At 66.3% G+C, this 25347-nt stretch carries 23 protein-coding genes; 14 read left to right on the top strand and 9 right to left on the bottom strand.

Features of this window, described 5'->3' with window-relative positions:
- Positions 1 to 19: 19 nt before the first annotated feature.
- Together KF833_12355 and KF833_12360 are read right to left on the bottom strand one after the other, a co-directional pair.
- Positions 20 to 697, bottom strand: coding sequence for a hydrolase (locus tag KF833_12355; GenBank protein ID MBX3746089.1), 678 nt, complete (start codon positions 695 to 697; stop codon positions 20 to 22).
- 91 nt (positions 698 to 788) lie between these two features.
- Positions 789 to 1445: a hydrolase gene (locus tag KF833_12360; GenBank protein MBX3746090.1), complete on the bottom strand. Its 657-nt coding sequence runs from the start codon at positions 1443 to 1445 to the stop codon at positions 789 to 791.
- 511 nt (positions 1446 to 1956) lie between these two features.
- Between KF833_12360 and KF833_12365 the strand changes: the two genes are divergently transcribed.
- Complete coding sequence (locus KF833_12365; GenBank protein ID MBX3746091.1) at positions 1957 to 2925, top strand: zinc-dependent alcohol dehydrogenase family protein; 969 nt, start codon at positions 1957 to 1959, stop codon at positions 2923 to 2925.
- A gap of 57 nt (positions 2926 to 2982) precedes the next feature.
- Positions 2983 to 3894, top strand: coding sequence for a LysR family transcriptional regulator (locus KF833_12370; GenBank protein MBX3746092.1), 912 nt, complete (start codon positions 2983 to 2985; stop codon positions 3892 to 3894).
- A gap of 58 nt (positions 3895 to 3952) precedes the next feature.
- Here the strand turns inward: KF833_12370 and KF833_12375 are convergent, their stop codons facing one another.
- The 5 genes from KF833_12375 to KF833_12395 all read right to left on the bottom strand — a co-directional run bounded on the left by KF833_12375 (position 3953) and on the right by KF833_12395 (position 9751).
- Positions 3953 to 6982: a protein kinase gene (locus KF833_12375; GenBank protein MBX3746093.1), complete on the bottom strand. Its 3030-nt coding sequence runs from the start codon at positions 6980 to 6982 to the stop codon at positions 3953 to 3955.
- Between the two features lie 80 nt (positions 6983 to 7062).
- Positions 7063 to 7740, bottom strand: coding sequence for a sigma-70 family RNA polymerase sigma factor (locus KF833_12380; GenBank protein MBX3746094.1), 678 nt, complete (start codon positions 7738 to 7740; stop codon positions 7063 to 7065).
- A gap of 271 nt (positions 7741 to 8011) precedes the next feature.
- Positions 8012 to 8443 carry a type II toxin-antitoxin system VapC family toxin gene (locus KF833_12385; protein MBX3746095.1) on the bottom strand — a complete coding sequence of 144 codons (432 nt, stop codon included), beginning with the start codon at positions 8441 to 8443 and terminating at the stop codon, positions 8012 to 8014.
- Positions 8440 to 8685 (bottom strand): DUF2191 domain-containing protein, encoded by a 246-nt coding sequence (locus KF833_12390; protein MBX3746096.1) that lies wholly within the window; start codon positions 8683 to 8685, stop codon positions 8440 to 8442. The genes KF833_12385 and KF833_12390 overlap by 4 nt, the downstream gene beginning before the upstream one ends.
- A 214-nt stretch (positions 8686 to 8899) precedes the next feature.
- Positions 8900 to 9751, bottom strand: a complete 852-nt coding sequence (locus KF833_12395) for a DUF1559 domain-containing protein (GenBank protein MBX3746097.1) — start codon at positions 9749 to 9751, stop codon at positions 8900 to 8902.
- A 302-nt stretch (positions 9752 to 10053) separates the two neighbouring features.
- Between KF833_12395 and KF833_12400 the strand changes: the two genes are divergently transcribed.
- The gene (locus tag KF833_12400) at positions 10054 to 11259 is read left to right on the top strand and encodes a hypothetical protein (protein MBX3746098.1); all 1206 of its coding nucleotides are present in this window, start codon (positions 10054 to 10056) and stop codon (positions 11257 to 11259) included.
- Positions 11260 to 11779: 520 nt separating this feature from the next.
- Here the strand turns inward: KF833_12400 and sugE are convergent.
- Complete coding sequence (sugE, locus tag KF833_12405; GenBank protein MBX3746099.1) at positions 11780 to 12124, bottom strand: quaternary ammonium compound efflux SMR transporter SugE; 345 nt, start codon at positions 12122 to 12124, stop codon at positions 11780 to 11782.
- Positions 12125 to 12223: 99 nt separating this feature from the next.
- Entirely contained in the window at positions 12224 to 13150 is a 927-nt protein-coding gene (locus KF833_12410; protein ID MBX3746100.1) for an endonuclease/exonuclease/phosphatase family protein, read from the bottom strand.
- Positions 13151 to 13624: 474 nt separating this feature from the next.
- On the opposite strand from KF833_12410, the gene KF833_12415 reads away from it, so the two are divergent.
- From KF833_12415 to KF833_12465, 11 genes are read left to right on the top strand one after another with little or no spacing between them, the layout of a single operon-like run.
- Positions 13625 to 14227, top strand: coding sequence for a 4Fe-4S dicluster domain-containing protein (locus tag KF833_12415; protein ID MBX3746101.1), 603 nt, complete (start codon positions 13625 to 13627; stop codon positions 14225 to 14227).
- A gap of 36 nt (positions 14228 to 14263) precedes the next feature.
- Entirely contained in the window at positions 14264 to 15205 is a 942-nt protein-coding gene (locus KF833_12420; GenBank protein MBX3746102.1) for a CoB--CoM heterodisulfide reductase iron-sulfur subunit B family protein, read from the top strand.
- Positions 15206 to 15219: 14 nt separating this feature from the next.
- Entirely contained in the window at positions 15220 to 17217 is a 1998-nt protein-coding gene (locus KF833_12425) for a CoB--CoM heterodisulfide reductase iron-sulfur subunit A family protein (GenBank protein MBX3746103.1), read from the top strand.
- Complete coding sequence (locus tag KF833_12430; protein MBX3746104.1) at positions 17207 to 17773, top strand: hydrogenase iron-sulfur subunit; 567 nt, start codon at positions 17207 to 17209, stop codon at positions 17771 to 17773. The genes KF833_12425 and KF833_12430 overlap by 11 nt, the downstream gene beginning before the upstream one ends.
- Positions 17766 to 18746 (top strand): oxidoreductase, encoded by a 981-nt coding sequence (locus tag KF833_12435; GenBank protein ID MBX3746105.1) that lies wholly within the window; start codon positions 17766 to 17768, stop codon positions 18744 to 18746. Before KF833_12430 ends, KF833_12435 begins: the two co-directional genes overlap by 8 nt.
- Before the next feature lie 4 nt (positions 18747 to 18750).
- Complete coding sequence (locus KF833_12440; protein MBX3746106.1) at positions 18751 to 20280, top strand: Ni/Fe hydrogenase subunit alpha; 1530 nt, start codon at positions 18751 to 18753, stop codon at positions 20278 to 20280.
- The gene (locus KF833_12445; GenBank protein ID MBX3746107.1) at positions 20277 to 20843 is read left to right on the top strand and encodes a hydrogenase maturation protease; all 567 of its coding nucleotides are present in this window, start codon (positions 20277 to 20279) and stop codon (positions 20841 to 20843) included. Before KF833_12440 ends, KF833_12445 begins: the two co-directional genes overlap by 4 nt.
- Complete coding sequence (locus KF833_12450; GenBank protein MBX3746108.1) at positions 20828 to 22912, top strand: molybdopterin-dependent oxidoreductase; 2085 nt, start codon at positions 20828 to 20830, stop codon at positions 22910 to 22912. The genes KF833_12445 and KF833_12450 overlap by 16 nt, the downstream gene beginning before the upstream one ends.
- A complete protein-coding gene (locus KF833_12455) occupies positions 22909 to 24006 on the top strand; it encodes a 4Fe-4S dicluster domain-containing protein (GenBank protein ID MBX3746109.1) in 1098 nt (365 codons plus the stop codon). Before KF833_12450 ends, KF833_12455 begins: the two co-directional genes overlap by 4 nt.
- Positions 24003 to 24851 carry an FAD/NAD(P)-binding protein gene (locus KF833_12460; protein MBX3746110.1) on the top strand — a complete coding sequence of 283 codons (849 nt, stop codon included), beginning with the start codon at positions 24003 to 24005 and terminating at the stop codon, positions 24849 to 24851. The genes KF833_12455 and KF833_12460 overlap by 4 nt, the downstream gene beginning before the upstream one ends.
- Positions 24848 to 25330, top strand: a complete 483-nt coding sequence (locus KF833_12465; GenBank protein MBX3746111.1) for a hydrogenase maturation protease — start codon at positions 24848 to 24850, stop codon at positions 25328 to 25330. Before KF833_12460 ends, KF833_12465 begins: the two co-directional genes overlap by 4 nt.
- Positions 25331 to 25347: the final 17 nt, after the last annotated feature.

Here is a 25347-nt window from a genome sequence, read left to right on the forward strand (position 1 = left end):
CCCATCGGTCGCAGGCCGATCAGTGACCCGGCTTTTTCGGAACGATCTGCGGCTTCTGCGCCGACTGGGGCGCGTGATGGACCATCGTGTAGGCGTATTCCACGCCCACTCCGTAGGCGCCTCCCTGGCCTTGGATCAGGGCCGTGAGTTTGTCGTAGTGCTCGCGCCTCGCCCAGTCGCGCTGCCATTCAAGCAGGGCGGCAATGGTGGTCACGCGCACCGCCCCGGCCTGCACCATGCGCGAGAGAGCGGCGTCGTGAGCGGCGGGCGAGGTCGCGCCGCAACAATCCTCGACGACGTAGATTCCGTAGCCTGCGCCGAGCATTTCGAGGGTCGGCCAGGTCACGCAGACCTCGGTCCAGAGGCCGGTCATGAGGATGTTCTTCCTGCCGGTGGCCTCGATGGCCCTGCGGAAGCCCGCGTCATCCCACGAGTTCATGGACGTGCGTTCGATCACCTCCTTGCCGGGGAACACGTCGAGCAATTGCGGCCAGATGTAGCCGCTAAACGACTCTGTCTCCACAGCAGTGAGGACGGCCGGGACATTGAACTCCTTCGCGACCTTGGCAAGCAGGGTGACGTTGTTGATGAGGGTGGCGCGGTCGATGCTTGCGACACTGAACGTCATCTGAGGCTGGTGGTCGATGAAGACAATGGCGGTGTCCTGCGGTGTGTAGAGTTTATGATAGGGGCTCATGGGTTTGGGCCGGGTTGTGGTTCGGGTGTTGTCTTCTGCGGAGGCGTGGTGGATGGAATCTGCATTGGGACGGACGCTTGTGGGCCTTGCCCTACTTCTGCGACTGTTGTGCGCTGGCCGCCAGGAGTTGCAGCTCCCATGCGAGCGCGACGCCGCTGGCTCCGCCGTGCTCAAGGACGACGCTGGAGAGTCCGGCGGCGGTCTTTTCGCGCGCCCAATCCCGCTGCCATTCGGAGGCCACCGCCAGCCATGTGATCGGCACCGCACCGGCCTGCACCATGCGACGCACCGCCATGTCGTGGGCCTCCTCGGTGACGCCACCCGACGCATCGGTGACGACGAAGACATCATACCCTTCACCGAGCGCCTGGATCGCCGGCATCGCGAGGCAGATCTCCGTCCAGAGCGCGGCGAGGATGAGCTGCCTGCGTCCGCTTCTCTTCACGACATCGGTGACCGCCGGATCCTCCCATGTGTTTATGAAGGTGCGGTCAATCGGCTTCTGGGCGGGGAAGACATCCTGGAGTCCCTTGATGAGGTGGCCGCCACGCTCTTCGATCACGGTGGTGAGAATCGTCGGGACATCGAAGACCTTCGCGGACTTGGCAAGGCCGATGACGTTGTTGAGGATGATTGTCGGCTCGTGACTGTTCAGGTTGGCGAACTGGAAGGGTTGATGGTCGATCAGCACGAGGATGCTGTCTTCGGGACGAAGCAGGGCTTTAAGCCCGGTCTTGTTGTCATTCATGATACGGTTTCTTGGCGGGGTTGTGTGTTCCGGAGGTGACCGGAGGCGGGGACTCCCGGACTCGCTGGAGGTTCGGGACCACGCAACGACGCTATGGCAGGCGCAGGAAGCGGCCCAATGCCTTGTTTCTTGGCTCGCTCAGCCTTTTGGGTTGGCCCGTGCCGTGAACTGTCAAGACGGGAGGGACGCCTGCCTGATCCTTGTGCGTGGAGCTTTGCCGTTCGGGCGGGGGGCGCATCCCCGCGGCTTTGGCTCAGCGGAGGGGCTTCATCCGCCGCGGAACCGGAAGGGCCGGCGAGGGGGGTGAACTGCCGGGATCACGCAGGAGGCGAAACCTCTCGATTCGCTGGCCACCCATCCGCGAAGTATGGGCGAGCCAGCCAACGAGGTATTGGACGTCCTGGCTCGACGGAAGCAGTCTGCAGGCATCACATTCTGTAGATAGAGACAACACCGGAACATCACGAATCCATACCATGAACTCCACACCGCGGAAGACAGCAGGGCTGCCATGAAAGCGATGATGATCAGATCATTCGGCGGCCCGGAATCATTCGAGCTTTGTGACGTTCCAAAGCCCGTTCCGAACGCGGGCCAGGTTCTGGTCCGGGTCCATGCAACCTCGATCAATCCTCTGGATTACCAGGTCCGGCGTGGCGATTATCCCGACCTTGTGCGCCTGCCGGCCATTACCGGACACGATGTATCGGGCGTGGTCGAAGACGTCGGGCCGGGTGTGACGACCTTCTCTCCAGGAGACGAAGTCTGGTACACCCCGCAGATATTTGGCGGACCGGGAAGTTATGCGGAGTATCACGTTGCTGCCGAGGGCATCATCGGAAGGAAGCCTGCCTCGTTGAGCCATCTTGAGGCGGCAAGCCTGACCCTGGTAGGCGGGACGGTGTGGGAGGCCCTGATTGTGCGTGGGGCACTACGGGTGGGGGAAAGCATTCTGGTGCATGGTGGAGCGGGAGGAGTGGGTCATGTGGCGATCCAGCTCGCACGAGCCATGGGAGCGAGGGTGTTTACGACCGTGCGCGAGGCAAACTTTGAGTTCGCAAAGAGGCGGGGTGCCGATGTGGTCATCGACTACACACGGGAGGACTATGTGGACGTCATCCTGCGGGAAACGGGCGGCCTCGGGGTCGATGTCGTGTTCGACACCATCGGCGGCAACACCTTGTCGCGCAGCCCCGACACGCTTGCCCAGCTGGGCCGCGTGGTCACGATCGTGGACATTGCAGCGCCGCAGAACCTCATTCAGGCGTGGGGCAGGAACGCCAGTTATCACTTCGTTTTCACAAGGCAGAACCGCGGCAAGCTGGATGAGTTGGGCGCCTTGGTTGAGCGCGGTCAGTTGCGGCCACACGTTGGTGCCGTTTATTCGCTTGCCGATATTCCGCGCGCCCATGCCCTGCTGGAGACTCCCAATAACGGTGTTCAGGGAAAGATCGCGATTGCGGTGCGCGGGAGTTCTTGACTCGATGACCCATCCGATCCAGGAGGACCCGATTTTTGCCTCGCCCATACTCCTGGTATGGACGATTGTCATTGGGTGGAACTTCGCCATCTGCGTTATTTCGCCGCCGTCGCCGCGCACGGATCGTTCAATCGTGCAGCCGAAGTCCTGCACCTCACCCAGCCGGCACTGAGCCGTCAGGTGAAGGATCTTGAGGGTGAACTGGGAGTGACCCTCCTCGTGCGGGGATCCAACTCGGTGACGCTTACGGGAAGCGGTGAGCTGTTTTATCAGGAAGCATGCGAAGTGCTTGCACGTGCGGACGACGCGGTGCGCCGGGTGCGTGGGGAAGCGGGGAAGGATGTCTTGCGGATGGGCTATACCTCGTCGATGACCAGCAGCATCATTTCCACGGTGCTGGCCAAATTCCAGGCAACCGCGCCCGGCGTGCGTATCGAGTTGGCGGATCTGGCACCCCGGGAGATCGGTGAAATGGCTGGCGAAGGGCGGCTGGACCTCCTGGTCGGTCCCGGACTTGCGGTTCCGAAGGGGATTCCGGGGTTTCAGTTGAGCGAACTGTGTCGCATGGAGTCTGTGCTGGTTCTACCGGCGAGGCACCCGTTGGCGAAGTTGAAGCGCATCCCCGTCCCGCGACTGGATGGTTTGCCACTGGTTGGTCTGGCGAAGGACAACTATCCCGAATATGTGCCCAGGGCGAGGGAGCTGCTCAAACCCTTTGGCATCTCGCCGAGTTTCATTTCGTTGGTAAACGATACCTTTGCGACCCTTTTTGTGGAACTGGAAGCTCAGAATGCCGCAGTCATGCTTGTCGAGGGGATCGTCGAGATGCTGCCGCAGACTCTGGTGGCCAGGCGGTTTGCGCCGAGGCTGGCCAGTGTGCCGGTAATGATGGGTCTCCCCGCCGTGCGCGCCAAGCCATGCGCGGCGGCCTTTGCGCGATTGCTGATCGATGCCGCGAGGCTCCGGTAGGACCCGCCGATGGAAGTCCCGGCATCAGCGGGTCACGGCGTTGTCCCTGGAGGGTCCGTTACCGCGGGACGGGCCACGTGCCCGCGAACCGGTCCGGAAGACTCCGTTCCGGCAGGCAGAGCGACCAGGCGGTCAGGATCATTGCCAATACGGTACCCACAAGCGCAGGCCACCCCGAGTTCAAGCCGAGCGCCAGGGCGGACAGGAGCACGGCGGAGAATGCCGGGCTCCATGCCAGGAGCGCGCGCCACAGCAATCGCGGCCGGGACGCCTGCGTACCATCGCGCCGCACATACGTGACGCCGGCGGCCAGCAACACCAGGCCGCCACGGAATGCGAGCGCGGCAATCACCGCGGGAATGCCCACGTAGATGGCCAGCGCCGACCAGATCATGAGCGGAATGAACAGCGGGCCGGGTGGCAGACTGGCCGTCCTGGACGTTTTCGTCAGGGGCGTGAGGACCTTCTCGGCCTCCGCCAGTTCCTCCGCCTGGGGCGACGCGTAGTCTTGCAGGCTGCGCCGGGCAAACTCGCGGGCATCGGGTGGGATGAAGATGCGCGCCATGGCGCCCGACCAGATGGGTTCATTGGTGATGATCGCGCCGTAGTGGGCGGCAACGTAGGTGCCGATCAGGCGGTCATCGGGAAGGGTGCCCCTTGGAATGAAGGGCGACTGTTTGGCACGCCAGAGGTTCAGAACCTGGCTCAACTCCACCAATCCGGGATTCTCCCGCTGCCACCGTTCCATCATGGCGACACCGGTGAATGCACCCAGTCCGGCCATCAAAGGGAACACGATGCAGGCCGAGACGACTGCCAGCCTGCGCAGTCGGGTCACCTCGGTGGCCCGCCGCAGCAGGGGTCGAAGGGCCAGCGCAATCGCCTGCGCCCCCTTCAGGCCCGGCAGACTTTCCAGGAGCCGTCGTGCGTGCAGCGGCATCCTTCCTGTCACTGCCGGCGGGCCGGGATTGCCCCGTCCCTGCAACGCCATCTTCGCGACGTTGCCAAGGAACGGCACTGCGGCGGGGGCGTTATCGGGGCTTGGCGGCGGTCCGGCATCGTCGCTTCCCGGCCCGGACAACCTTCCTGGCGTCGGAAGGTCGAGCAGTTTCGCCCGTCCTTCGCGGGTAATCCAAACCCGATCCAATCCGAGCACCGCCGGCGTGCTGCCATCCCGTTCCGCCGCGCTCAACTCCGCGGCGAGGTCATACAGCCAGAATCGGACCTGCCCCCACGGTTGTGGTTGCTCGAGCAGGCACGGCAAAGGCTGGCCTCCGACCCCTTCGAACGCATCCCAATTCCCGTCGGCGTCGCGGCGCCCGCTCAACCACCGCAACCGGCCCACCCGCGACACGCATTGGAGCGGCGTCGGGAGCGGAGGCGTGCCCGGGGGCACAATTCGGAGGAGCACCCGTCGCAGCAGTCTCAGATCATACCCCTCCATCCACTCGGCTTCCCCGGCCTTCCCGAGCGATTCGAGCACATGATACGGCCCGACGATGGGTCGCGTTTCCACGCCCGCAGGCGAAGGTTCGGTGAAGGGGAGCACGGGACGCCGTTCGAGCACCGCGCGCGACACCACCCGCGTTCCCGTCAACCAATCCTGCACCGCGGCGAATCCGTTCCGCCGTCGCGCGGTGGCGAACAGCAGACCCAGCACAGCGTAGTAGGACAGACTCAGGACATAGGTGCCGGGGGTGGGTCCGGCGTAGGACAGCGGATCGCGCGTCACCAGCATGACCGTCCAATAGGGGATTACCGGCACGGTCGTGTAGATCGCCGCGCGTGCGAGGGCCTGGGGCAGGCGTGGAAAGCTCCGGTCCAGCCGCAACACCCGAAGGCCGCACAGGGCCTTGCCCGGCGTCGCGCCCCGCTGCCACTCGCTGATACCGTACCAGGAAACCGCCATCGAGAACCAGAACACGATGAACCCCATCATCCACGTCGGGGACTCGATCATGCGTTCCAGCATTGAGAAGGGATCCCCGAAGATCCCCAACCCAAGGATCAATCCCAGCAGGGACAACGCTGCGAGATCCAGGATTCCAGCCAGGATCCGCAAGCCCAGCGTTGCCGGCGTCGGTGCCGTGGATGCGTAGGGTTCCAGTGCGCGACGCAGATCCGCATAGCTCCTGAACCGTTCCAGCGGTTGCTTGTTGAGGCAGCGCAGGATTTCCCGCGCCAGACCCGTGGGGATTTCCTTCCGATACACCTGCGGGGAGGGTGCGCGTTTCTCGATCGCCTGGGAGATGAGAAGCGGCAGGGTCTGGCCCTCGAACGGCAGCCGCCCGGTCAGCAAGTGAAACAGGGTCGCCCCCACCGCATACATGTCCGACCGGGCACTCAGTTCTTCGCCCCGAAGCTGTTCCGGCGAGCAGAACGCCGGCGTCCCCACCATCAGGCCGGCCTCCGTGACGTGGCCTGGGTCACGGGGCAGCGTGGAAATGGACAGCCCGAAGTCCCCGATCTTCACCAGGCCTTCGTCATTCTCGAAGCAGTTCGAAGGTTTGATGTCGCGATGCAGGATGCCCGCCTCCTGAGCCGCCTCGAGTCCTTCGATGATCTGCAACACCACGTCCACCGCGCGCGGCACCGTCAGCGGACCGTGCTTTGCGAGGCGATCCTGGAGCGTGCCGCCTGCCACGAACTCCATGCTGATCACCGGGGTTCCGTCGATTTCCTCGGTGCCGTACACATACACGCAGTTCGGATGATTCACGGAGGCCGCCAGGCGTCCTTCGCGAAGGAACCGGGCCCGGTCCGCGGGCGCTCCCAGCTTCTGATGGATCACCTTGAGTGCCACCCTCCGCCCGGAGTCGGTCTCTTCCGCCTCATAGACCACGCCCATGCCGCCCTGCCCCAACCGGCGCAGGATACGGTAGCGCCCGAACGCACGGCCTTCCTCGGGTCCGCCCTGCGGCGGTCCCTGCGGTGCCCCCAACACCACGGTTCCGCCGGGACCGACACACGTTTCCGGAGCAGAATCCGCCGCGAGGCCAACCTTCAGCATGCATTCCGGGCAAAGCCCCTTCAGCGTTCCCTCCGCCAGGGGCTTGCCGCATTCGGGACAGGTTTGATGGGTGCTCATAACGCTTCTTCCAACCCGTACAGAGGAAACGCCGCCGGAAGGTTACACGTACGGGTCCCGCCATCGCCCATTCGTAATGGTCACGGCCCGGCGAGCGCCCGCAGCAGATGGCGCAGCTCGTCTTCGACCTCGTCCGGGGTGGCCACCGTCTCGGCGACGAGTTCGCGCAGCACGGCGCGGTAACGTCGGCGCAGGCGATGCACGGCCACCTTCACAGCGCCCTCGGTCATGTCGAGTTCCCGGGCCAGTTCGGCATAGGGCAGGGCGCTGCGCTCTCCCGCCAGGGCGAATCTCAGGCGATCGAACTGTCCGACCTTCCCCTCGCGTTCCTGTTCCCGGCGCAACCGTTGGTGGGCCTCCTCGAGCACCGTGATGGCCCATCGCCGGTCATACAACGTTTCGGGCGTGACCGCATCCACGGGAGTCTGCGCGTAGGCCGCTTCGGCGGCGGCGCTGTCGAGGGAAATGACCTTGCCGCCGCCCCGCTTCCGGGCGCGCGCCTTGTCCCATTCGTCAGCCAGGAAGTGGTTGGTCGCCCCAAGAAGGTAGGAGCGGAACCGGCCCCGCTCCGGGCTCACGGCGGCAACATCATGGCGCCCGAGCAGCCGGGCAAAGAACGCCTGTGTGAGATCCTCGGCGTCGTGGGGCGAATAACCCCGCCGCCGGATGTAGGCATAGAGCGGACGCCAGTAGGTCTGGCAAAGATTGGCCAGCGCTTCGCGGGCCCGGGTCGAATCGCTTCGCCCGGCGGCCAGCACCACGGACCAGTGGGTGGTGACGAAGGCCGCGGCCGCCGCCGGAGGGGGAGCAGCGCGCCGGGGATCCGTCGCGGACGAAGCGGTGGGTGTGTCGAAGTTCATGGGCGCTACGGGTTCTTCGGCAGCCTGGTCATCTTGTGGCGGTCCTGGACGAGGCAGGAGATTGCCTTCGACGGACCGGTCCCGGAGTCGGTCGCCTCGCCGCCGCAGCAGGCCTCCACAGAGGAAATCCAACGGCCCATCGACGCATGAACCCGGAACCTTCGCTCTCTCAGTCCGCAATCGGGTTGATCCATTTGAGCCCGCGAAATCGGGCGAAGTCGGTGTCCGTGGAGGCCAGGGTGCAGTTGTGCTCGACGGCCAGCGCCGCGATGTGAGCGTCGGATACCAGATTCGCGGTCGCGTTGCCGGCCCTAAGCATCCGTTGGAGGACGACCCAATGCTGTGCCGAGGGAACGAGGATCCGCACGCAAGGTTGGTCCAGCCAGCTCTGCACCCGTTCGGTCGCCTCGCGCAGGGTGAGCGGACGCCGGTGCAACCGTGGATTGGTGCCTATTCGCACGAACGCCGTCAGCACCGGCCAGCAAAGGCAGACCGGGGCAATCCCGCTCAATTGCGCGTCCCACCAGGACCTGGCCGCCTCGTGATGGATGGAAAGACTGTCCTCCGCATAGAGGAGGAGATTCGCGTCCACGAGGATCAAGCGTGTTCCTCCCCTTCGCCACGATCCAGAAGGTCCTCGATGCTGTCGTAGGCGAAGCCTTCGCGCAGGCCAAGCGGGCGGGCCTGCGTCCGATAGGGCTTGGCGGCGGGAGGAGTGAGAACGGCATCCAACCCCACCCGTAGGGCCATGTTCACGACCTCCTTGAAAGGCTTGCCCAACCGGGACGCTCCCTCCCGCGCCCTGGCCGCCACATCGGGGTCCAACGTCAACGTGGTTCGCATCGGAGCATCGTGATGCCAGGCATTGCGGAGTCAAGGTGAACGAGGCCGATGGTCCCCCCAGGGGTCAGATCTCTGATTTTGACATTTGCGGCATGACCTGACAGCGACAGGGCAAAGATGGTCCCCCGGGGTCAGATCTCTGATTTTGACATTTGCGGCATGACCTGACAGCGACAGGGCAAATGTCAAAATCAGAGATCTGACCCCGGCCCTGCTACCAATGAGGTTGATTGTCCCGGTTCCAGCGGCGCAGGGATGCGTCATCGCGATCGAGGAAGAGGCGCCTGAACGAGATCGATTCAACGTGGCCGTCGCAGAAGGCGGCGTTGGCTCTGCCCTGGTGGCGCGCTCTGGCGCGCCTTACGGATTCGGCAGTGGTCTGACCACGGGACCGGAAGGTTTCCTGGCGTTGAATGCCCAGGAAGCTTTCCATGACGGAATCGACGTCGAAGTCTCCTCCGGATGCGGGCAGAAGCGCAAAATTATCGCCCAATGCCAGCATGTCACTTGGGCTCAAGACAGTATTCTCCGGTACACCCGAATCGGCCGCCGGCGTTCCGGGCACGGCGGCGTGGTTTGCGGGCCATGTCATGACAAGTCCGTACCGTTCGCCTTCGGGCCCCCGATCATTGATGTAGCCAAGGTGGTTGTAACCATAGGAAGTGAAGCCGCTGAAGGACAGCAAGCCGATGGCAGGACGGCTTGCGGCATAGGTCATGGAGGGACAGCGTCGCACTCCAATTTCGGGGTTCCCTGAAGGTCGCACGACACCGTTCAAATCAAACCCGTAGGCGCCCTGTCCCACGATGTTGCTGGCGACGTACGAGGAGCCTGGATAACGCCCGTGGTCTCCAACGTAGATCGCCAGGTGCAGGGCGGACTGACGGAGGTTGCTGCGGCACTTGATGGAGTGAGCCTGAGCCCTGGCGTTTGAAAGGGCTGGCAGAAGGAGCGAAGCCAGGACAGCGACAATCGCCATCACCACCAGGAGTTCCACCAGGGTGAATGCGGCCCTTGGAGCGCGGCGCGGAAGATCTGGCACTTCCCAGGTGATTGGCTGGGCCATGGCAGGAATTGACGGTCAATGACGCATGCCTGGCGCGGCATGTCACGCGATTTCATTGGCGCTTCATTCCTCGCGGTGCATCCCGGAGTTGTGGGTCGAGGCGCGAACGTCGCGAAGCATCGCCTCGGAGGGCCGAGTTCCACGAGGCCGCAACGGTGTGGTGCGTTGGGATGAGGACTCGCGGAGCTCGTCCCTCCGATCTGCTGCCTCCTCACCGACAACTCCGGGATGCACGGCCTCGCATCGTCCGGCCCTCTTGCTCCTTGAGTTTTCCAATCGGCCCCACCCACCATCCCCGAATCATGAAATCCGCGGACTTGTCCCCCCGGCGCCGCCGAGCGTTCAGCCATGGCATCGTGGGAGTCGTCGCCCTGATCTCCGCCTCGCCCCTCGCGGTAGCGCAGTTCGTCGAAGTGACCGCCGAGATCGAAGGGTTCCACTGGCCGGCCTCGTCAGCCGCCAGCCTCAGCACCTCCTGGACCGTCCGATGTGTCGTCGGGAGTGGTTCATGGCGGATGGACACCGCGGTCGGTTCCAGTTCGACGAACTCCGTTTGGTTTCTTGGCGACCATGTCATCCAGGTCAGCCAAGATCCCGGTATCCCCGGTGGCTTCGTCGCCCGCCGATGGAACTCCGCCGACGGCAGTCCCGGACGTCCCCAGGGACCGTGCTACCGCCTGTCCCCCCAGACCCACATCGCCTGGCTCGCCTTCGGGTCCGTCCCCTTCCTCAACAACCCGGATCGCGCATGGTCTCCCCTGGAAAGCTCCGGGCTCATGATGGCATACGCCCCCTCCGGCTTCCGGGATCGCATCGAGGTGTTCGAAGACGCGCTCGGCCTCCCGAAGGCCGTGACGCTCTACGCGGACAGCCCACAGCCGATCCTCCAGTATCGGGTGACCCGCTCCACCCGATTCTCAGCATGGGACCTGCCGCCTCGCCTCGCCCCCCGGGATTTTCAGGACGCCTTCCCGGTGGCCCGCAGCCTGAAGTCCGACTCGGATCCTCTTGCCGTCCATCTCCGCGACCGGGTGACCGGGACCACTCGAGCCATGCTGCACCACTGGGACGCCACCACCGCGCCGTCCGGGGAATTGCGATCCTGCCTGCTCACCGATCTCAACGGCATCATCGAGGGCCCCTCCATCTGGGATGACCTGCGGTTCTCCGACATCCCCCTCCGCGACGAGACCTTGGAACTCCTGGACGCCGATCCCATCCCAGCTTCCCGGGCGCGGCTCAACCGCCTTCTGCTCGAGGATGCCTACCCCGAGGCATTCTTCGACCGACGCTGGGTGATCCCCCTTGAGTTTCAACTTGTGCAATACCGGCCCGCCTGGTCACCGGCCCAGGGGCGGTACACTGCGGATGCCTGGGAAGTCGAAATCGTCGCCAAAGGCCGCGTCACCTCGATCGCCCGGGGAACGGAGCCGACCGTTCCCGAGGAATACCGTCACCTGCTGGAGAACACCCTGTCCGCTCGCGCGAACATCCGGGTCACACCCTGACCCTTGGACCGCATCGGCATGGCCCGCCGTCGGCACCTTGCCATGGGTGGGACCGGGAGAGATCCGGGGCAATCTCACCGGGCGCCATGCGGTCGAACCGAAGATGGCTCGGGATCCATCGAACATCCGCTCCCTGTTGAAAGGCGCGATTGTTTGCGGACTCGTGCAGCTCTCCATGAGGGGCGCATCTCAATTTTTTTGCAGCGGGCCTCACAATCGGAATCGTAATCATAATCGTGATCGTGATCGTGATCGTGATCGTGATCGTGATCGCGCTTCCCAGTTCCCACGTGGAACGGGAGGTCCGGGCAGGATCGAACCCATCGGGCCGGCCCAAAGGCGGCGATCAAAGCGGTGTGCCTGCGGGTTCGAGGACGAGTACCGCCCTTCGGGCTGAGCACGAGTCTCCACGAGGGATGGCTTGGGCGGGTTCCAAGAACCTGGGAACTTTCGCCGGGGCTCAGATCTCTGATTGCGACATTTGCGGCAGGCTCTGACGGTGACGGGGCAAATGTCAAAATCAGAGATCTGACCCCAGCCCTGGTTCTGAAGCGGATGCGAGCTTGAGACCCACGACGCCGGCGACGATGAGCACGATGCAAAGGATCCGTAACACTTCCCGCGACTCGCCCAGGAAGGCCATTCCGATGATCGCCGTGCCTGCGGCACCGATGCCCGTCCACACGGCGTAGCCTGTGCCCACGGGGATGGTTTTGAGTGCCGCCGCCAGGAAGCCGAAGCTGACGATCATGGTGCCAAGGGTGGCAACGCTCGGCCAGAATCTGGAGAAGCCTGCCGTGTACTTGAGGCCGACGGCCCAGCCGATCTCGAGAAGGCCGGCAACGATCAGGTAGATCCAAGCCATGATTTCAAGACTTCGAGGGTTGAGGCATACCCTTGAGGTGGGATCCATGAACTGGACAATGGTCCCTCACTCCGTGGGGTCACTCAGCAGGGGGCTGAATCAGGGATCTGAAGGGAGTGCGGACACTTCGACCAGGACGGGGAAGTGGTCCGAGGGGAGGCGGGCCTGGAATTCGCCGAAGCGGATCTCCCTCGGGAAGTTGCCGGAGGGGGCGTCGGGGCCGGGCTGGGGGACGCGGATGCGGTAGGAGTCGGTGAGGACGCCGTAGCGAAGGGCCTGGAAATGGCGGGTCAGGAAGATGTGGTCGATCCGGCTGTCCGTGCGGGTGTTGGGATCGAACCGGTTGGCGGTGCCGTTGAGGGCGTAACGGATGGCGGCGGTGTCATGGGCGTCGGTGAAGACGCCGGAGCCGGTGAGGATTCGATAGCCCTCGCTGTTCTGATCCACATTGAAGTCGCCCACCAGCACGACCGGTTGATCGCCTGCGATCTCGTGGATTCTCCGGAGGACGAGGCGGGCGCTTTCGAGGCGTGCCTGCACGCCGACATGGTCGAAGTGGAGGTTGAAGAGGTGGAAGGGGCGGGTGCCGGAGACGGGCTGGAGTTTGACCCAGGTGCAGATGCGGGGCAGGGCGGCATCCCAGCCCCTGCCCGGGACGTCGGGCGTTTCGGAGAACCAGAAGTCACCGCCGTCGAGGAGGCGGAACTTGCCCTTCTTGTAGAAGATGGCGGCGTGTTCACCGCGATGCCGGCCGTCGTCGCGACCGCGTCCGGTGTAGGCGTATTCCGGCATCCGTTCGGCCATGGTCAGGAGCTGGTGGTGGAGGGCCTCCTGGATGCCGATCACATCGAAGTTGTGGAACCGGATGAGGTCGGTGACCACGGGGGCCCGCTGTTCCCAGCCGTTGCCGCGTTCGACATCGCCCGGATTGGCATAGCGGATGTTGAAGGTGCCTAGGATCAGGGCCTGGGCCGACGAGGCGGCCAGAAGGACGGCGAGGAGGAGGATGCAGGCGGGGGGCTTCATGGAAGGGGCAGGAGGGTAATGGCGGGGCGGGATCTTGCGAAGCCTGGAAGAGCGTCTGGAAGGGTGGGCGGTGCATCCCGGAGGTGTGGGTGAGGAGGGATTCCATCGGAGGGACGAGCTCCGCGAGTCCACAACCCGGCGCTCCACACCCTTGCGGCCTCGTGGAACTCGGCCCTCCGAGGCGACGCTTCGCGAAGTTCGCACTCTCCCGACGGATCCGGGATGCATGGATGCGTGAGGCGGGGGTGCGGGCCACGCAAAAACGGGTCAGCGAAGGACAAGAAGGGGAGAGCGCAGGGATTGCCGGGTGCGGCACGGTGCGCGCAACCCACCAATCCCCATGAACGCGGTACACGGCAGTTCCCAGGCCGGTCCGCCGTTCCCGCTCCCGGGGGTGCCGGGAGTGGCTTCGACGAGGGGGATGCTGTTGTCCGGGGCTGGCATCAGGGCCGGCCATTTCCCGCGAGGTACCCGATGAAGCTCGACCGCACGATCCGGCTGGAAGGCGACCGGGATCCGAATTTCGCCCGGCAGGTGATGGCGATTCCCGGGTGCGAACGCCTGAAGGACTGCATCCAGTGCGGGACGTGTTCGGGGGTGTGTCCGTTGAGCCTGTACATGGATCATGGTCCGCGGCAGGTGATGGCGCTGGCGCGGGCGGGGTTCCGGGAGGAGGCGTTGCGGAGCCGGACGCTGTGGTTGTGCGCGTCGTGTTATGCCTGCACGACCGAGTGTCCGCGGCAGATCCGGATCACGGACATTCTGTACGAGCTGAAGCAGCGGGCGATCCGGGAGGGATTGGCGCCGCGGACCTTGCCGACCCCGACGCTGGCCCGGGAGTTTGCGGCGATGGTGTCGCGGCGGGGGCGGGTGACGGAGAGCGAGCTGGTGATGCGGCTGTATTGGAAGACCGACTGGCTGGCGGCCCTGGGGAACTGGCGGCTGGGTCTGGGTCTGATGAAGCGGGGCCGGTTCCCGCTGCGGCCGGAACGGGCGGCGGGTGCGGCGGAGTTGAGGCGGATGCTGGAGGACCGGGGTGAGGCGGAGGAGGGGACGAAAGAGGTGGCCCGATCCTGAGACCGAACGTTCGAAATCCAACCCATTGGAGGCCCCATGCCCTACGGATACTTTCCTGGCTGCTCGCTGCGCGGAACGGGCCGTGCGTATGAGGAGTCGCTGCTGCCGGTGTTCCGGCATCTGGGACTCGAACTGACCGAACTGACCGACTGGAACTGCTGCGGGGCGACGGCGTACATGTCGGTGGACGAGACGCAGGCATGCGTGCTGGCGGCGCGGAACCTGGCGCTGGCGGAGCGGGAAGGGCACGGCGAGGTGGTGGCGCCGTGCAGCGCCTGTTACCTGGTGTTGAACAAGGCGAGGCACTATCTCGAGGAGTATCCGGCGATGGCGGAGAGGGTGCAGGGGGCGCTGGGGCGGGGCGGGATGGGGGTGCGGGGCCGGGTGGCGGTGCGGCATCCCCTGGATGTGCTGGCCAACGATGTGGGCTGGGAGGCGATCCGGGCGAAGGTGACGCATCCGTTGCGGGGGTTGCGGGTGGCGCCGTACTACGGGTGCCAGATTGTGCGGCCGTACGCGACCTTCGACGACCCGCACGATCCGGTGTCGATGGACCGCCTGTTCGAGGCGCTGGGGGCGACGGTGGTGCGGTGGCCGCTCAAGACCAAGTGCTGCGGGGGCAGTCTGACGGGAACGATCCCGGAGGCGGGGGTGCGGCTGGTGTATCACCTGTGCCGGGAGGCGTTGAAGCGCGGGGCGCAGGTGATCGCGACGGTGTGTCCGCTGTGCCAGTTCAATCTGGATGCGTACCACGACGACATTGCCCGGCGCTGGGAGGATGTGCGGATTCCGACGGTGTATTTCACGCAGTTGATGGGGCTGGCCTTTGGGCTGGCGGAGTCGGAACTGGGGTTGCACCGGGGATTTGTGCGGATGCGATGGAGGAGGGGGGAGGGGGAGATTGCGAGCAAGAGCAAGATTACGAGCAAGAGCAAGATTACGAGTAAGGGTGGGAGTGAGAGGGGGGAGGGAACATGAGGAAGGGGGAGGCCATGGAACCAGGACGCGAAGAGATCCGGATCGGGTTCTACGTCTGTCACTGCGGACACAACATCGCAGCGATGGTGGATTGCGAGGCGGTGGCGCGGTATGTGGGGAAGCTGCCGGGGGTGGTGGCGTCGCGGGATTACCGGTACATGTGTTCCGATCCCGGTCAGGATTTGATCCGGCGGGATGTTGGGGAGCACGGGTTGAACCGGATCGTGGTGGCGGCGTGCTCGCCGCTGCTGCACGAGCAGACCTTCCGGACGGCGACGGAGCGGGCGGGATTGAATCCGTTCTTCTGTCATCTGGTGAACATCCGGGAGCACAACTCGTGGGTGGCGTTGCGGAAGCAGGATGCGACGCGGAAGGCGAAGGCTCTGGCGCAGGCGGCGATTCACCGGGTGCGTTTCCATCGGGCGCTGGAGGTGAAGCGGGTGCCGATCCGGCCGGAGGTGCTGGTGGTGGGGGGCGGGATTGCGGGGATTCATGTGGCGCTGACGCTGGCGAACGCCGGGAAGAAGGTGTTTCTGGTCGAGCGGGAGGCGACGCTTGGGGGGCACATGGCGAAGTTCGACAAGACCTTTCCCACGCTGGACTGCTCGGCGTGCATCTTGACGCCTAAGATGTCGGCGGTGCGGGCGCACCCGAACATCACCCTGTGGTCGCTGTCGGAGGTCGAGCGGGTGGAGGGGTTTGTGGGCAACTACAAGGTTCGGGTGCGGCGACGTCCGAGGTACATCCTGGAGGAGGCGTGCGTGGGCTGTCTTGAGTGTGTGGATGCGTGTGTGTACCGCACGCCGAAGTTCGAGGATGCGTTCAACGAGGGGTTGGGGAAGCGCAAGCCGATCTACATACCGTTTCCGCAGGCGACGCCCAAGGTGGTGCTGATCGATCCGGCGACCTGTCTCAATCTGCGGACGGGGAAGTGCAAGAAGACCTGTGTTGAGGCGTGCGGGGACCGGCAGGCGATCGACTTCACGCAGACGGACACGTACGAGGACATCGAGGTGGGGAACATCGTGGTGGCCACGGGATTCCGGACCTTCGATGCGCGGCGCCAGCCGCAGTACGGGTACGGCACCCATCCGAACGTGTACACGGCGCTGGAGATCGAGCGGTTGGTGAACGCCTCGGGACCGACGGGCGGGGAGATTGTGGGACGGGACGGGAAGAAGCCGCGGGCGGTGGGGATCATTCACTGCGTTGGGTCGCGGGACCGGAAGACGCATGTGTGGTGTTCGCGGGTGTGCTGCATGTACTCGATGAAGCTGGCGCACCTGGTCCGGGAGCATGCCGGGGCGGAGGTGTACAACTTCTACATCGACATCCGGACTCCGGGGAAGGGGTACGAGGAGTTCTACAACAAGCTGCTGGATGACGGCGTGCACTTCATCCGGGGACGGGTGGGGGAGGTGACGGACTGGGCGATTGCGCCGGAGGAGGAGGGACGGCTGGTGATCCGGGTTGAGGACACGCTGGCCGGGTGCACGCGCCGGATTCCGGTGGACATGGTGGTGCTGGCGACGGGGTTGGAACCGCAGGCGGATGCGCAGGCGGTGCGGCGGTTGTTCAACATGAGCTGCGGCGGGGACGGGTGGTTTCTGGAGCGGCATCCGAAGCTGGCGCCGGTGAACACGTTTGCCGACGGGGTGTTTCTGGCGGGCTGCTGCCAGGGGCCGAAGGACATTCCGGATTCGGTGGCCCAGGCGGGGGCGGCGGCGGCGGAGGTGTTGAGCCTGATCGACCGGGGGTACGTCGAGCAGGAACCCAACACCGCGTACGTGCGGGACGAGGACTGTTCGGGCTGCAAGTCGTGCGTGCCGTTGTGTCCGTATCAGGCCATCGGATTCGACACCGGCCGGAACCGGGCGGTGATCCAGGAGGCGCTGTGCAAGGGATGCGGGACGTGTGTGGCGGCCTGTCCGTCGGGGTCGATTGTGCAGCGGCTGTTCGAGGACGACGAAGTGTTCGCGGAAATCGAAGGAGTGCTGGCCTATGACGCCTGACCACTGGACGCCGCGGATCGTGGCGTTTTTCTGCAACTGGTGCACGTACACCGCGGCGGATCTGGCCGGGGTGTCGCGGCTGCGATACGCGCCCAACGTGCGGATCATCCGGCTGATGTGTTCGGGGCGGGTGGACCCGCAGTTCGTGCTGGACGCCCTGGCGCGGGGGGCGGACGGGGTGCTGATCGGGGGGTGTCATCCGGGCGACTGCCATTACGTCGAGGGGAACACCAAGATGCTGCGCCGGTTCCGGATGCTGCGGCGTCTGCTGGCCGGCTTTGGGATCGAGGAGGAGCGGGTGCGGCTGGAATGGATCTCGGCGGCCGAGGGGGAGAAGGTGCGAACCGTCATCAACGACATGACGGAACGGATCCGGGCGCTGGGGATGCTGGGGTTGCCGATGCGGTTCGAGGAATGGGACCGGGAGATGGGTCATCTGGAAGGGGAGATCCGGGAGCGGGCGACGGACCTGGATCCGGACGACGATGAGGCGGGGGAGGAGGGGGAACCTGAAGTGCCGGCGGCGGCGCAGCGACCGGAGGCGAGCCATGTCTAAACCGAAGGTGGGCTTCTACTGGTGCGCCTCGTGTGGCGGGTGCGAGGAGGCGGTGGTGGACCTGGCGGAGGATCTGGTGGAAGTGACCGCGGCGGTGGAGATCGTGTTCTGGCCGTGCGCGATGGACTTCAAGCGGGCGGACGTCGAGCGCCTTGGGGACGGGGAGATTGCGGCGACCTTTCTGAACGGGGCGATCCGGACGGAGGAACAGGAGGAGATGGCGCGGCTGTTGCGGCGGAAGAGCGCGCTGCTGGTGGCGTACGGGGCCTGCGCGCAACTGGGCGGGATTCCCGGTCTGGCCAACGGGTTTTCGCGGGAGACGATGATGCGGTTCTACTTTGAGGACGGGCCGTCCACGGTGAACCCCGAAAGGGTGCGACCGGCGCCGGAGACCCCGGCGCATGGGGCGGCCTTGGAACTGCCGCGGTTGCGGCGGGTGGTGCGTTCGCTCGACCAGGTGGTGCCGGTGGACTACGCGCTGCCGGGATGTCCCCCGACACCGAAGCTGACGCGGCAGGCGATCGACGCGCTGCTGTCGGGGACGCTGCCGGCGCGGGGAAGCGTGCTGGCGCCGGACACGGCGCTTTGCGACGAGTGTCCGCGGCGGGACAGCAAGCCCACGGACGTTGCCTTCCGGGAATTCCGGCGTCCGGACCGGACCCGGCTGGAGCCGGGCGTTTGTTTTCTGGCGCAGGGCGTGGTGTGTCTGGGTCCGGGCACGCGGGCGGGGTGCGAGGCGCCGTGCGTGCGGGGGAACATGCCGTGCTCGGGGTGTTTCGGGCCCACATCGCGGGTGCGCGACCAGGGGGCGAAGGTGCTGTCGTCGCTGAGTTCGAATGTGGAACCGCGGGACGAGGCAGGAATCGACGCGGTGCTGGCGGGGATACCGGACCCGGTGGGGACGTTTTACCGGTACGGGCTGGCGAAGAGCCTGTTGCGTCGCCGGGTGGATCTGCCGAACGAACCGGAGTGAGACCATGGATGCCGCTGCGAGAGACCTTTGGAACCGGGCCCATTCGCGGGTGAACGCCGAGTACCGGGAGGAACGGCGGCGGGTGACCATCGATCCGATCACGCGGCTCGAGGGGCACGGGAAGATCGATGTGTTTCTGGACGAACACGGGGAGGTTGAGAGGGCGTATCTGCAGATTCCGGAGATGCGGGGGTTCGAGACATTCAGCTTGGGGCGACCGGCGGAGGAGATGCCGCAGATCACCAGCCGGATATGCGGGGTCTGTCCGACGGCGCATCACATGGCGGCGGCGAAGGCGCTGGATGCGCTGTACCAGGTCGAGCCGCCGCCGGCGGGGCGGAAGATCCGGGAACTGGTGTACCACGCCTTCATGATGGAGGACCATGCGCTGCACGTGTACCTGCTGGGGGGGCCGGATTTCATTGTCGGTCCGGACGCGCCGCCCGGGGAGCGGAACGTGCTGGGGGTGATCCGGAAGGTGGGGATTGAGACGGGGCGACGGGTGATTGCGATGCGGCGGCGGCTGCGGGAGCTCATCGCGTATTTCGGGGGCAAGGTGATTCATCCCGTGCTGGGGCTGCCGGGCGGGGTGTCGAAGGGGCTGGAACCGGAGAAGCTGGGGGAATTCAAGCAACTGGCCCGGGACAACCTGGATTTCGCGATGTTCACGAACCAGGTGTTCAAGGACCTGGTGTGGAAAAACCCGGACTACGTGCGCCTGATCACCTCCGAGGCCTACACCCACCGGACGCATTACATGGGGATGGTTGATGAGCAGAACCGGGTGAACTTCTACGACGGGCAGTTGCGGGTGGTGCGGCCGGACGGGACGGAGTACGCGAAGTTTCCGGCCGACCGGTATCTCGATTTCATTGCCGAGCATGTCGAGCCGTGGAGTTATGTGAAGTTCTGCTATCTCAAGCCGCTGGGGTGGCATGGGTTCACGGAAGGGCCGGAGAGTTCGGTGTACGCGGTGGCGCCGCTGGCGCGGCTGAACGCGTCGGACGGGATGTCCACCACCCTGGCGCAGACCGCGTACGACGTCTTCTTCAACACCGTCGGGGCGAAGCCCGTGCATCACACCCTGGCCAACCACTGGGCGCGGGTGATCGAGATGATCCACGCGGCCGAGCGGATCGTGGAACTGGTGAACGATCCGGAGCTGCTGTCGCCGGACATCCGGACGCTTCCCACGGCGACGCCGCGGCGGGGGATCGGGGTGGTGGAGGCGCCGCGCGGGACCCTGATCCACCATTTCGAGACCGACGAGCGGGGATTGATCGAGAAGGCGAACCTGATTGTGGCCACGCAGAACAACGCGGCCCGGATTGCGATGAGCGTGGACCGGGCGGCGAAGAACCTGATCCACAAGGGGGAGGTTTCGGAGGGATTGATGAACCGCATCGAGATGGCCTTCCGCGCCTACGACCCGTGTTTCGGGTGCGCGAGCCATGCGCTTCCGGGGCACCTGCCGCTGCGGGTGCGCCTTTACGACCCTCAACGCCGGCTGGTCCGGGAACTGGTCCAGGAATGAACCTGACACGTCTGCATCTGCTGCTGGGATTGGGAAACGAACTGCTCCGGGACGACAGCGTGGGCCTGCACGCGGTGCGGGCGCTGCGGCCGCGGCTGGACGGGCGGTTCGACTGGGATGTGGCGGAGAACATGGAGGGGGGGCTGGCCATGCTCGATGCGTGGGCCGGACACGAGGATGTGGTGCTGGTGGACGCGGTACGGACCGGGCGGCGTCCGGTGGGATGGGTGCATTTATGGAGCGGGGACGATCTGCCTCGCCTGGTGAGGGGGTCGCTGCATGCGATGGGGGTGGGCGAGGTGCTGGCGCTGGGGCGCCTGCTGGGGATGCGGATGCCGCGATGGCTGACGGTGCTGGGCGTCGAGGTGCTCGACGCGGAGACACTGGATACGGAACTGACGGAGGAGCTGCGCCGGGCGTTCCCCCTGGTGGTGGAACGGGTGTGGACGGTGATTGGCGAGCGGTCGATTCCTCCGCGGGCGACGCTGCGCCGGGAGCTGCCCTGGCAGCCGGCCGCGAGGGGTGCCTGGGCGGACGGGGGCGCTTCATGTGTCATACGCTGACGACGTGCACCTTCTGCGGGGTGGGCTGCGGTCTTTACCTCGAGACCGAGGGGGATCGCGTGGTGGGGGTGGTGCCGTGCCGGGAGCATCCGTCCAGTGCGGGCCGGTTGTGTGTGCGGGGCTGGCATGTCCACGAGGTGGCGGGATCGCCCGAGCGGCTGCGGGCGCCACGGATCCGGGAGGGGACGACGTGGAGGGAGGCCGGGTGGGACGAGGCGCTGGATTGCGTGGCGGGACGGTTCCGGTCCATCCGGGACCGGTACGGGCCGGAGGCGATCGCCTTTCTGAACTCGCCGCGCAGTTCGAATGAGGAGGCCTATCTCCTGCAGAAGCTCGCCCGGGCGGTGATCGGGACGCCGCATGTGGACCATGGGGCCGGGGTGTACGGGCACCATTCGGTGGAAGTGTTGCTCGACCAGCTTGGAGTGGCGGCGGCGACGGGGGTGCTGGCGGATTTGAACCGAAGCGACGTGCTGCTGGTGGACGGGGTGGATCTGGCCCGGCAACTGCCGACGCTGGCGGGAACCGTGTTGAGGGCGCGGCTGGCGGGGGCGACGCTGCTGGTGGTGGACGCGCGGCGGCACCGGGTGGCCGAGAGTGCGGATGTCTTCCTGCAGGTGCGTCCGGGGACCTCGGCGATTCTGTACGGGGCCATGGCGCGGGTCATTGTCGATCGGGGTCTGCAGAACCGGGACTTCCTGGCGGGGCGGGTGCGGGATGTGCCGTCCTTTCTCGATGCGGTGCGGACGTACGATCTGCTGGAAGCAGCGGAGCGGTGCGGGTTGCCGGCACGGACGATCGAGGCGGCGGCGATCGCCTGGGCGCGGGCGCGGGCGGGAGCGGCGATGTATTCGACGGCGGACGCCGCGCGCACCGGGGAGAGCGTGGCGGCGCTGGTGAACCTGGTGCTGCTGTGCGGTCAGGTGGGGCGTCCGGGGGCGGGGCTGTATCCGTTGGCGGAGCACAACAACCTTCAGGGGGTATGCGATGTCGGCATGCTTCCCGACCGGTTGCCGGGGTATCGGGCGGTCGCGGACGCGGGGGCGCGGGCGGAGGTCGAGGCGGTGTGGGGGGCGCCGGTGCCGGACCGGGCCGGGGCCTCGGCGCGGGACATTCTGGCGGGCGGGCATCCGGAGATCCGGGCGTTGTGGCTGGGGCGGTACGATCCGGTGAGCACGGCGTTTGCGGGGGGGGCGGAGCGGACGTTGAAGGGCATGGAATTTGTGGCGATGCAGCACCTGTTCTGGAGCGGGGCGGCGGAGCTGGCGCATGTGGTCCTGCCGACCACGGCGTTCGGGGAGGAGACGGTCACCTTCACCAGCACGGATCGCAGGATCCAACGGGTGCGACAGGCGGTGCCGGCGTTGCCGGGACTGGAGCCGGCGTGGCGGCAGATCGTGTCCCTGGCCGGGCGCCTTGGGGCGTCGTGGGCGTACGGGGACGAGGAGGAAGTCTGGCGGGAGATTGGCCGGGTGGTGCCGGCGTATCGAGGGGCGTGTCAGGAGCGGCTGGATGCGGGGTACGGGTGTCCGTGGCCGTGCACGGACGAGCATCCGCGGGGGACGGACGTGCTGTATGAGGAGGCGCGGGGTTGCGGCGGCGGATCCGATGGGGAGACGGGGAGGGAAGGATTGGAGGGAGGCGGCGGGGACCATGGACGGCCGTTTCGGATGCGGGCGATGGCGTGCCCGGAGGACGAGCCGGCGGACGGGGCGTATCCGTTCACCCTGATCTTCGGGGATTCGCTGTACTACTGGCATCGGAACGTGCTGGTGCGGCACAGCGAGACGCTGCAACGGGAGTACCGGATGCTGCTGCTCGATTACCCGGACGGGTTTGTGGAGATGCACGGCGACGATGCGGCATCGATCGGGGTGCGGGATGGGGGGCGGATCCGGTTGTGTTCCGAGCATGGGTGCGCGGTGACGACGGCGCGGGTGACGGAGGAGGTGCGGCGGGGTTCGGTGCATGTGCCGTATTTCCTGCGGGAAGTGGAGGAGGCGATTCTGGGTCCGCGGGCCGGGACGGCGCGGTTGCTGCCGGTCCGCATCAGCAAGGAGGGCGCATGAAGGCGCGGTTGACGGACACGGCGGGGCTGGGGCGGCTGCTGGACGCGTTCCGGGAGGAGGGGTGGGAGGTGGTGGCGCCGATGGAGGGGCGGGGACGGGACACGTTTTTCGAAAGGGTGACCGAGGCCAACCGTGGGGCGGTGCGATGGCATCTGCCGAACCCGGCGACGCCGGCGAAGCGATATGTCTTCCCGCCGATCGAGTCGTTGTTCCGGATGGCGCGGGCCGATGGAAGCTGGGAGATCCGGCCGGTGACCGGGGCGCGGCGGCGGGCGTTGTTCGGGGTGCGGTCGTGCGACCTGGCGGGATTGCGGCACCTGGACCGGTTCTTCCTGGGGGGGGCGTACCGGGACGGGTACTACGCTGCGCGGCGCGAGGCGTTGTTCCTGGTGAATGTCGTCTGCACGGATCGCGAGCGGGACATCGGGGACGATTGTTTCTGTGTGTGCACGGACACCGGACCGGCGGCGCGGGAGGGGTTCGATCTGCAGTTGATGGATCTGGGCGGGGACCGCTGGATGGTGGTGGCGGGGACGCCGGCGGGGGAGGCGCGGTTGGAAGGGGCGGGGTTCGAGGCGTGCACGGCCGAGGCGGTGGCCCGTCGGAGGGACGTGCTGGAGGCGGTACGCGGCCAGTTCCGGACCACCACGAGCTGGTTTCCCGCGACGGTGCGGTATGTGTCGCGGGGGGAGGTGCTGGAATCGACGTGGGAGGAGATCGGGCGACGGTGTGTGGAGTGCGGGGGCTGCACGTATGTGTGTCCGGCCTGCACCTGCTTCACGATGACCGACCGGCGGACGGGTCCGGAGAGCTGGGAACGGGTCCGGCTGTGGGATGCGTGCGCGCTGGGCGGGTTCACGCGGATGGCGGGCGGGCACAATCCGAGGCGGGCGGTGCATGACCGGCGCAACCGGCGGTTTTTCCGGAAGCTGGCGCAGTACTTCATCGAGCGGGAACTGAGCATGGCCTGCGTGGGGTGCGGCCGGTGCGCGTCGGTGTGCCACGGGGATGTCGGGATGCCCTCGGTGGTGGAGATGATCCGGAGGGCGACGGCACGGAACGGCGGGGGCGGAAAGGAGGCGGAAACGCCATGAACCCGGGGTTGTCCGACAACCTGTATCTGCCGCGCCCGGCGATTCTGGAGCGGGTGACGGACGAGATCGACGAGGTGCGGACGTTTCACTGGCGGTTCGAGGATCCGGCGGATGGGGAGGCGTTCCGGAAGTTCCGTCCGGGACAGTTTGCGCAGGTCTCGATGTACGGTGTGGGGGAGTTTCCGGCGTCGCTGCCGCCGAGTCCGACGGAGGGGGAGACCTTTTTCACGGTGCGCCGGGTGGGGGCCTGCACGGCGGCGCTGCACGGCATGCGGGCGGGCGACCGGTTCGGGGTGCGGGGTCCGTACGGGAACGGATTTCCGATGGAATCGTATGAAGGACGGAACCTGCTGTTTGTGGCGGGCGGGATCGGACTGATCCCGTTGCGGTCGTGCATCCGGTATGCGATGGCGCGGCGGGAGCGGTATGGCCGGATCCTGATCCTGCTGGGGGCGCGTTCGCCGCGCGAACTGATGTACCGGAGCGACCTCGAGGCGTGGGGGCGGGATGCCGGGGTGGAGTGCCACCTGACGGTGGACCGGGCGACGGAGGGATGGGGCGGGCATGTGGGCGTGGTGGGCGGGCTGTTCCGGAGGGAGGAGGTCCGGTTGCCGGTGGCGGACACGGTGGCGTTCGTGTGTGGGCCGCCGGTGATGTTCCGGTTTGTGATCCGGGACCTGCTGGCGCTGGGATTCTCCGGGGAGGCGATCGTGTCCACGCTGGAGCGGTACATGAAGTGCGGGGTGGGCAAGTGCGGGCACTGCTGCATCGGGGTGGCGTATGTGTGCGTGGACGGCCCGGTGTTCAGCTACGCGCAGATTCAACGGCTGGGGGAGGACATATGAGCACCGGACTGGACGCGGTCATGGACGGGGCGTTGCGGGGCCGGGTGGCGGTGGTGGGGCTGGGGGAGGTGGCGTCGGGGGACGACGGTGCCGGGGTGCGTCTGGTGCGGGCGCTGAGGAGGCGCCGCCGGGGTTGCCGGTGTGTGGAAGCCGGCACGGCACCGGAGCGGCACCTGTGCGGACTGGGACGGGAGGAACTGGACGCGGTGCTGCTGGTGGACGCGGTGGATTTCGGAGGGGCGGCGGGGGCGGTGGGGTGGTGGGGGACGGAAGAGATCCGGGCGCGGTATCCGCAGGTGGGCACGCACCGGCTCTCGCTGGGTTTGATGGCGCGGGCGTTGTCCGGGGAGGGCAGGACACGGGTCTGGCTGCTGGGGGTGCAGCCGGGGTCGATGCGGCGGGGGGCCGGGCTGTCGGGTCCGGTGGCACGGACCTGCGGCGGGCTGCTGAGGCTGTTGTGCGGCGTGTTGCGGGATTGACGGATGGACGAGGCGCG

It is taken from the genome of Verrucomicrobiia bacterium (genome assembly GCA_019634625.1).
Lineage (GTDB): Bacteria > Verrucomicrobiota > Verrucomicrobiia > Limisphaerales > CAIMTB01 > CAIMTB01.

Excerpts from the sequence above, each read along its gene's own strand:
- KF833_12410 (MBX3746100.1), bottom strand. The coding sequence starts at position 13,150 with ATGAAGCCCCCCGCCTGCATCCTCCTCCTCGCCGTCCTTCTGGCCGCC.
- KF833_12445 (MBX3746107.1), top strand. The coding sequence starts at position 20,277 with ATGAACCTGACACGTCTGCATCTGCTGCTGGGATTGGGAAACGAACTG.
- KF833_12465 (MBX3746111.1), top strand. The coding sequence starts at position 24,848 with ATGAGCACCGGACTGGACGCGGTCATGGACGGGGCGTTGCGGGGCCGG.
- KF833_12360 (MBX3746090.1), bottom strand. The coding sequence starts at position 1,445 with ATGAATGACAACAAGACCGGGCTTAAAGCCCTGCTTCGTCCCGAAGAC.
- KF833_12460 (MBX3746110.1), top strand. The coding sequence starts at position 24,003 with ATGAACCCGGGGTTGTCCGACAACCTGTATCTGCCGCGCCCGGCGATT.
- KF833_12430 (MBX3746104.1), top strand. The coding sequence starts at position 17,207 with ATGACGCCTGACCACTGGACGCCGCGGATCGTGGCGTTTTTCTGCAAC.
- KF833_12435 (MBX3746105.1), top strand. The coding sequence starts at position 17,766 with ATGTCTAAACCGAAGGTGGGCTTCTACTGGTGCGCCTCGTGTGGCGGG.
- KF833_12425 (MBX3746103.1), top strand. The coding sequence starts at position 15,220 with ATGGAACCAGGACGCGAAGAGATCCGGATCGGGTTCTACGTCTGTCAC.
- KF833_12395 (MBX3746097.1), bottom strand. The coding sequence starts at position 9,751 with ATGGCCCAGCCAATCACCTGGGAAGTGCCAGATCTTCCGCGCCGCGCT.
- KF833_12400 (MBX3746098.1), top strand. The coding sequence starts at position 10,054 with ATGAAATCCGCGGACTTGTCCCCCCGGCGCCGCCGAGCGTTCAGCCAT.
- KF833_12355 (MBX3746089.1), bottom strand. The coding sequence starts at position 697 with ATGAGCCCCTATCATAAACTCTACACACCGCAGGACACCGCCATTGTC.
- KF833_12440 (MBX3746106.1), top strand. The coding sequence starts at position 18,751 with ATGGATGCCGCTGCGAGAGACCTTTGGAACCGGGCCCATTCGCGGGTG.
- KF833_12375 (MBX3746093.1), bottom strand. The coding sequence starts at position 6,982 with ATGAGCACCCATCAAACCTGTCCCGAATGCGGCAAGCCCCTGGCGGAG.
- KF833_12365 (MBX3746091.1), top strand. The coding sequence starts at position 1,957 with ATGAAAGCGATGATGATCAGATCATTCGGCGGCCCGGAATCATTCGAG.
- KF833_12450 (MBX3746108.1), top strand. The coding sequence starts at position 20,828 with ATGTGTCATACGCTGACGACGTGCACCTTCTGCGGGGTGGGCTGCGGT.
- KF833_12455 (MBX3746109.1), top strand. The coding sequence starts at position 22,909 with ATGAAGGCGCGGTTGACGGACACGGCGGGGCTGGGGCGGCTGCTGGAC.
- KF833_12390 (MBX3746096.1), bottom strand. The coding sequence starts at position 8,685 with ATGCGAACCACGTTGACGTTGGACCCCGATGTGGCGGCCAGGGCGCGG.
- KF833_12415 (MBX3746101.1), top strand. The coding sequence starts at position 13,625 with ATGAAGCTCGACCGCACGATCCGGCTGGAAGGCGACCGGGATCCGAAT.
- sugE (MBX3746099.1), bottom strand. The coding sequence starts at position 12,124 with ATGGCTTGGATCTACCTGATCGTTGCCGGCCTTCTCGAGATCGGCTGG.
- KF833_12370 (MBX3746092.1), top strand. The coding sequence starts at position 2,983 with ATGGACGATTGTCATTGGGTGGAACTTCGCCATCTGCGTTATTTCGCC.
- KF833_12420 (MBX3746102.1), top strand. The coding sequence starts at position 14,264 with ATGCCCTACGGATACTTTCCTGGCTGCTCGCTGCGCGGAACGGGCCGT.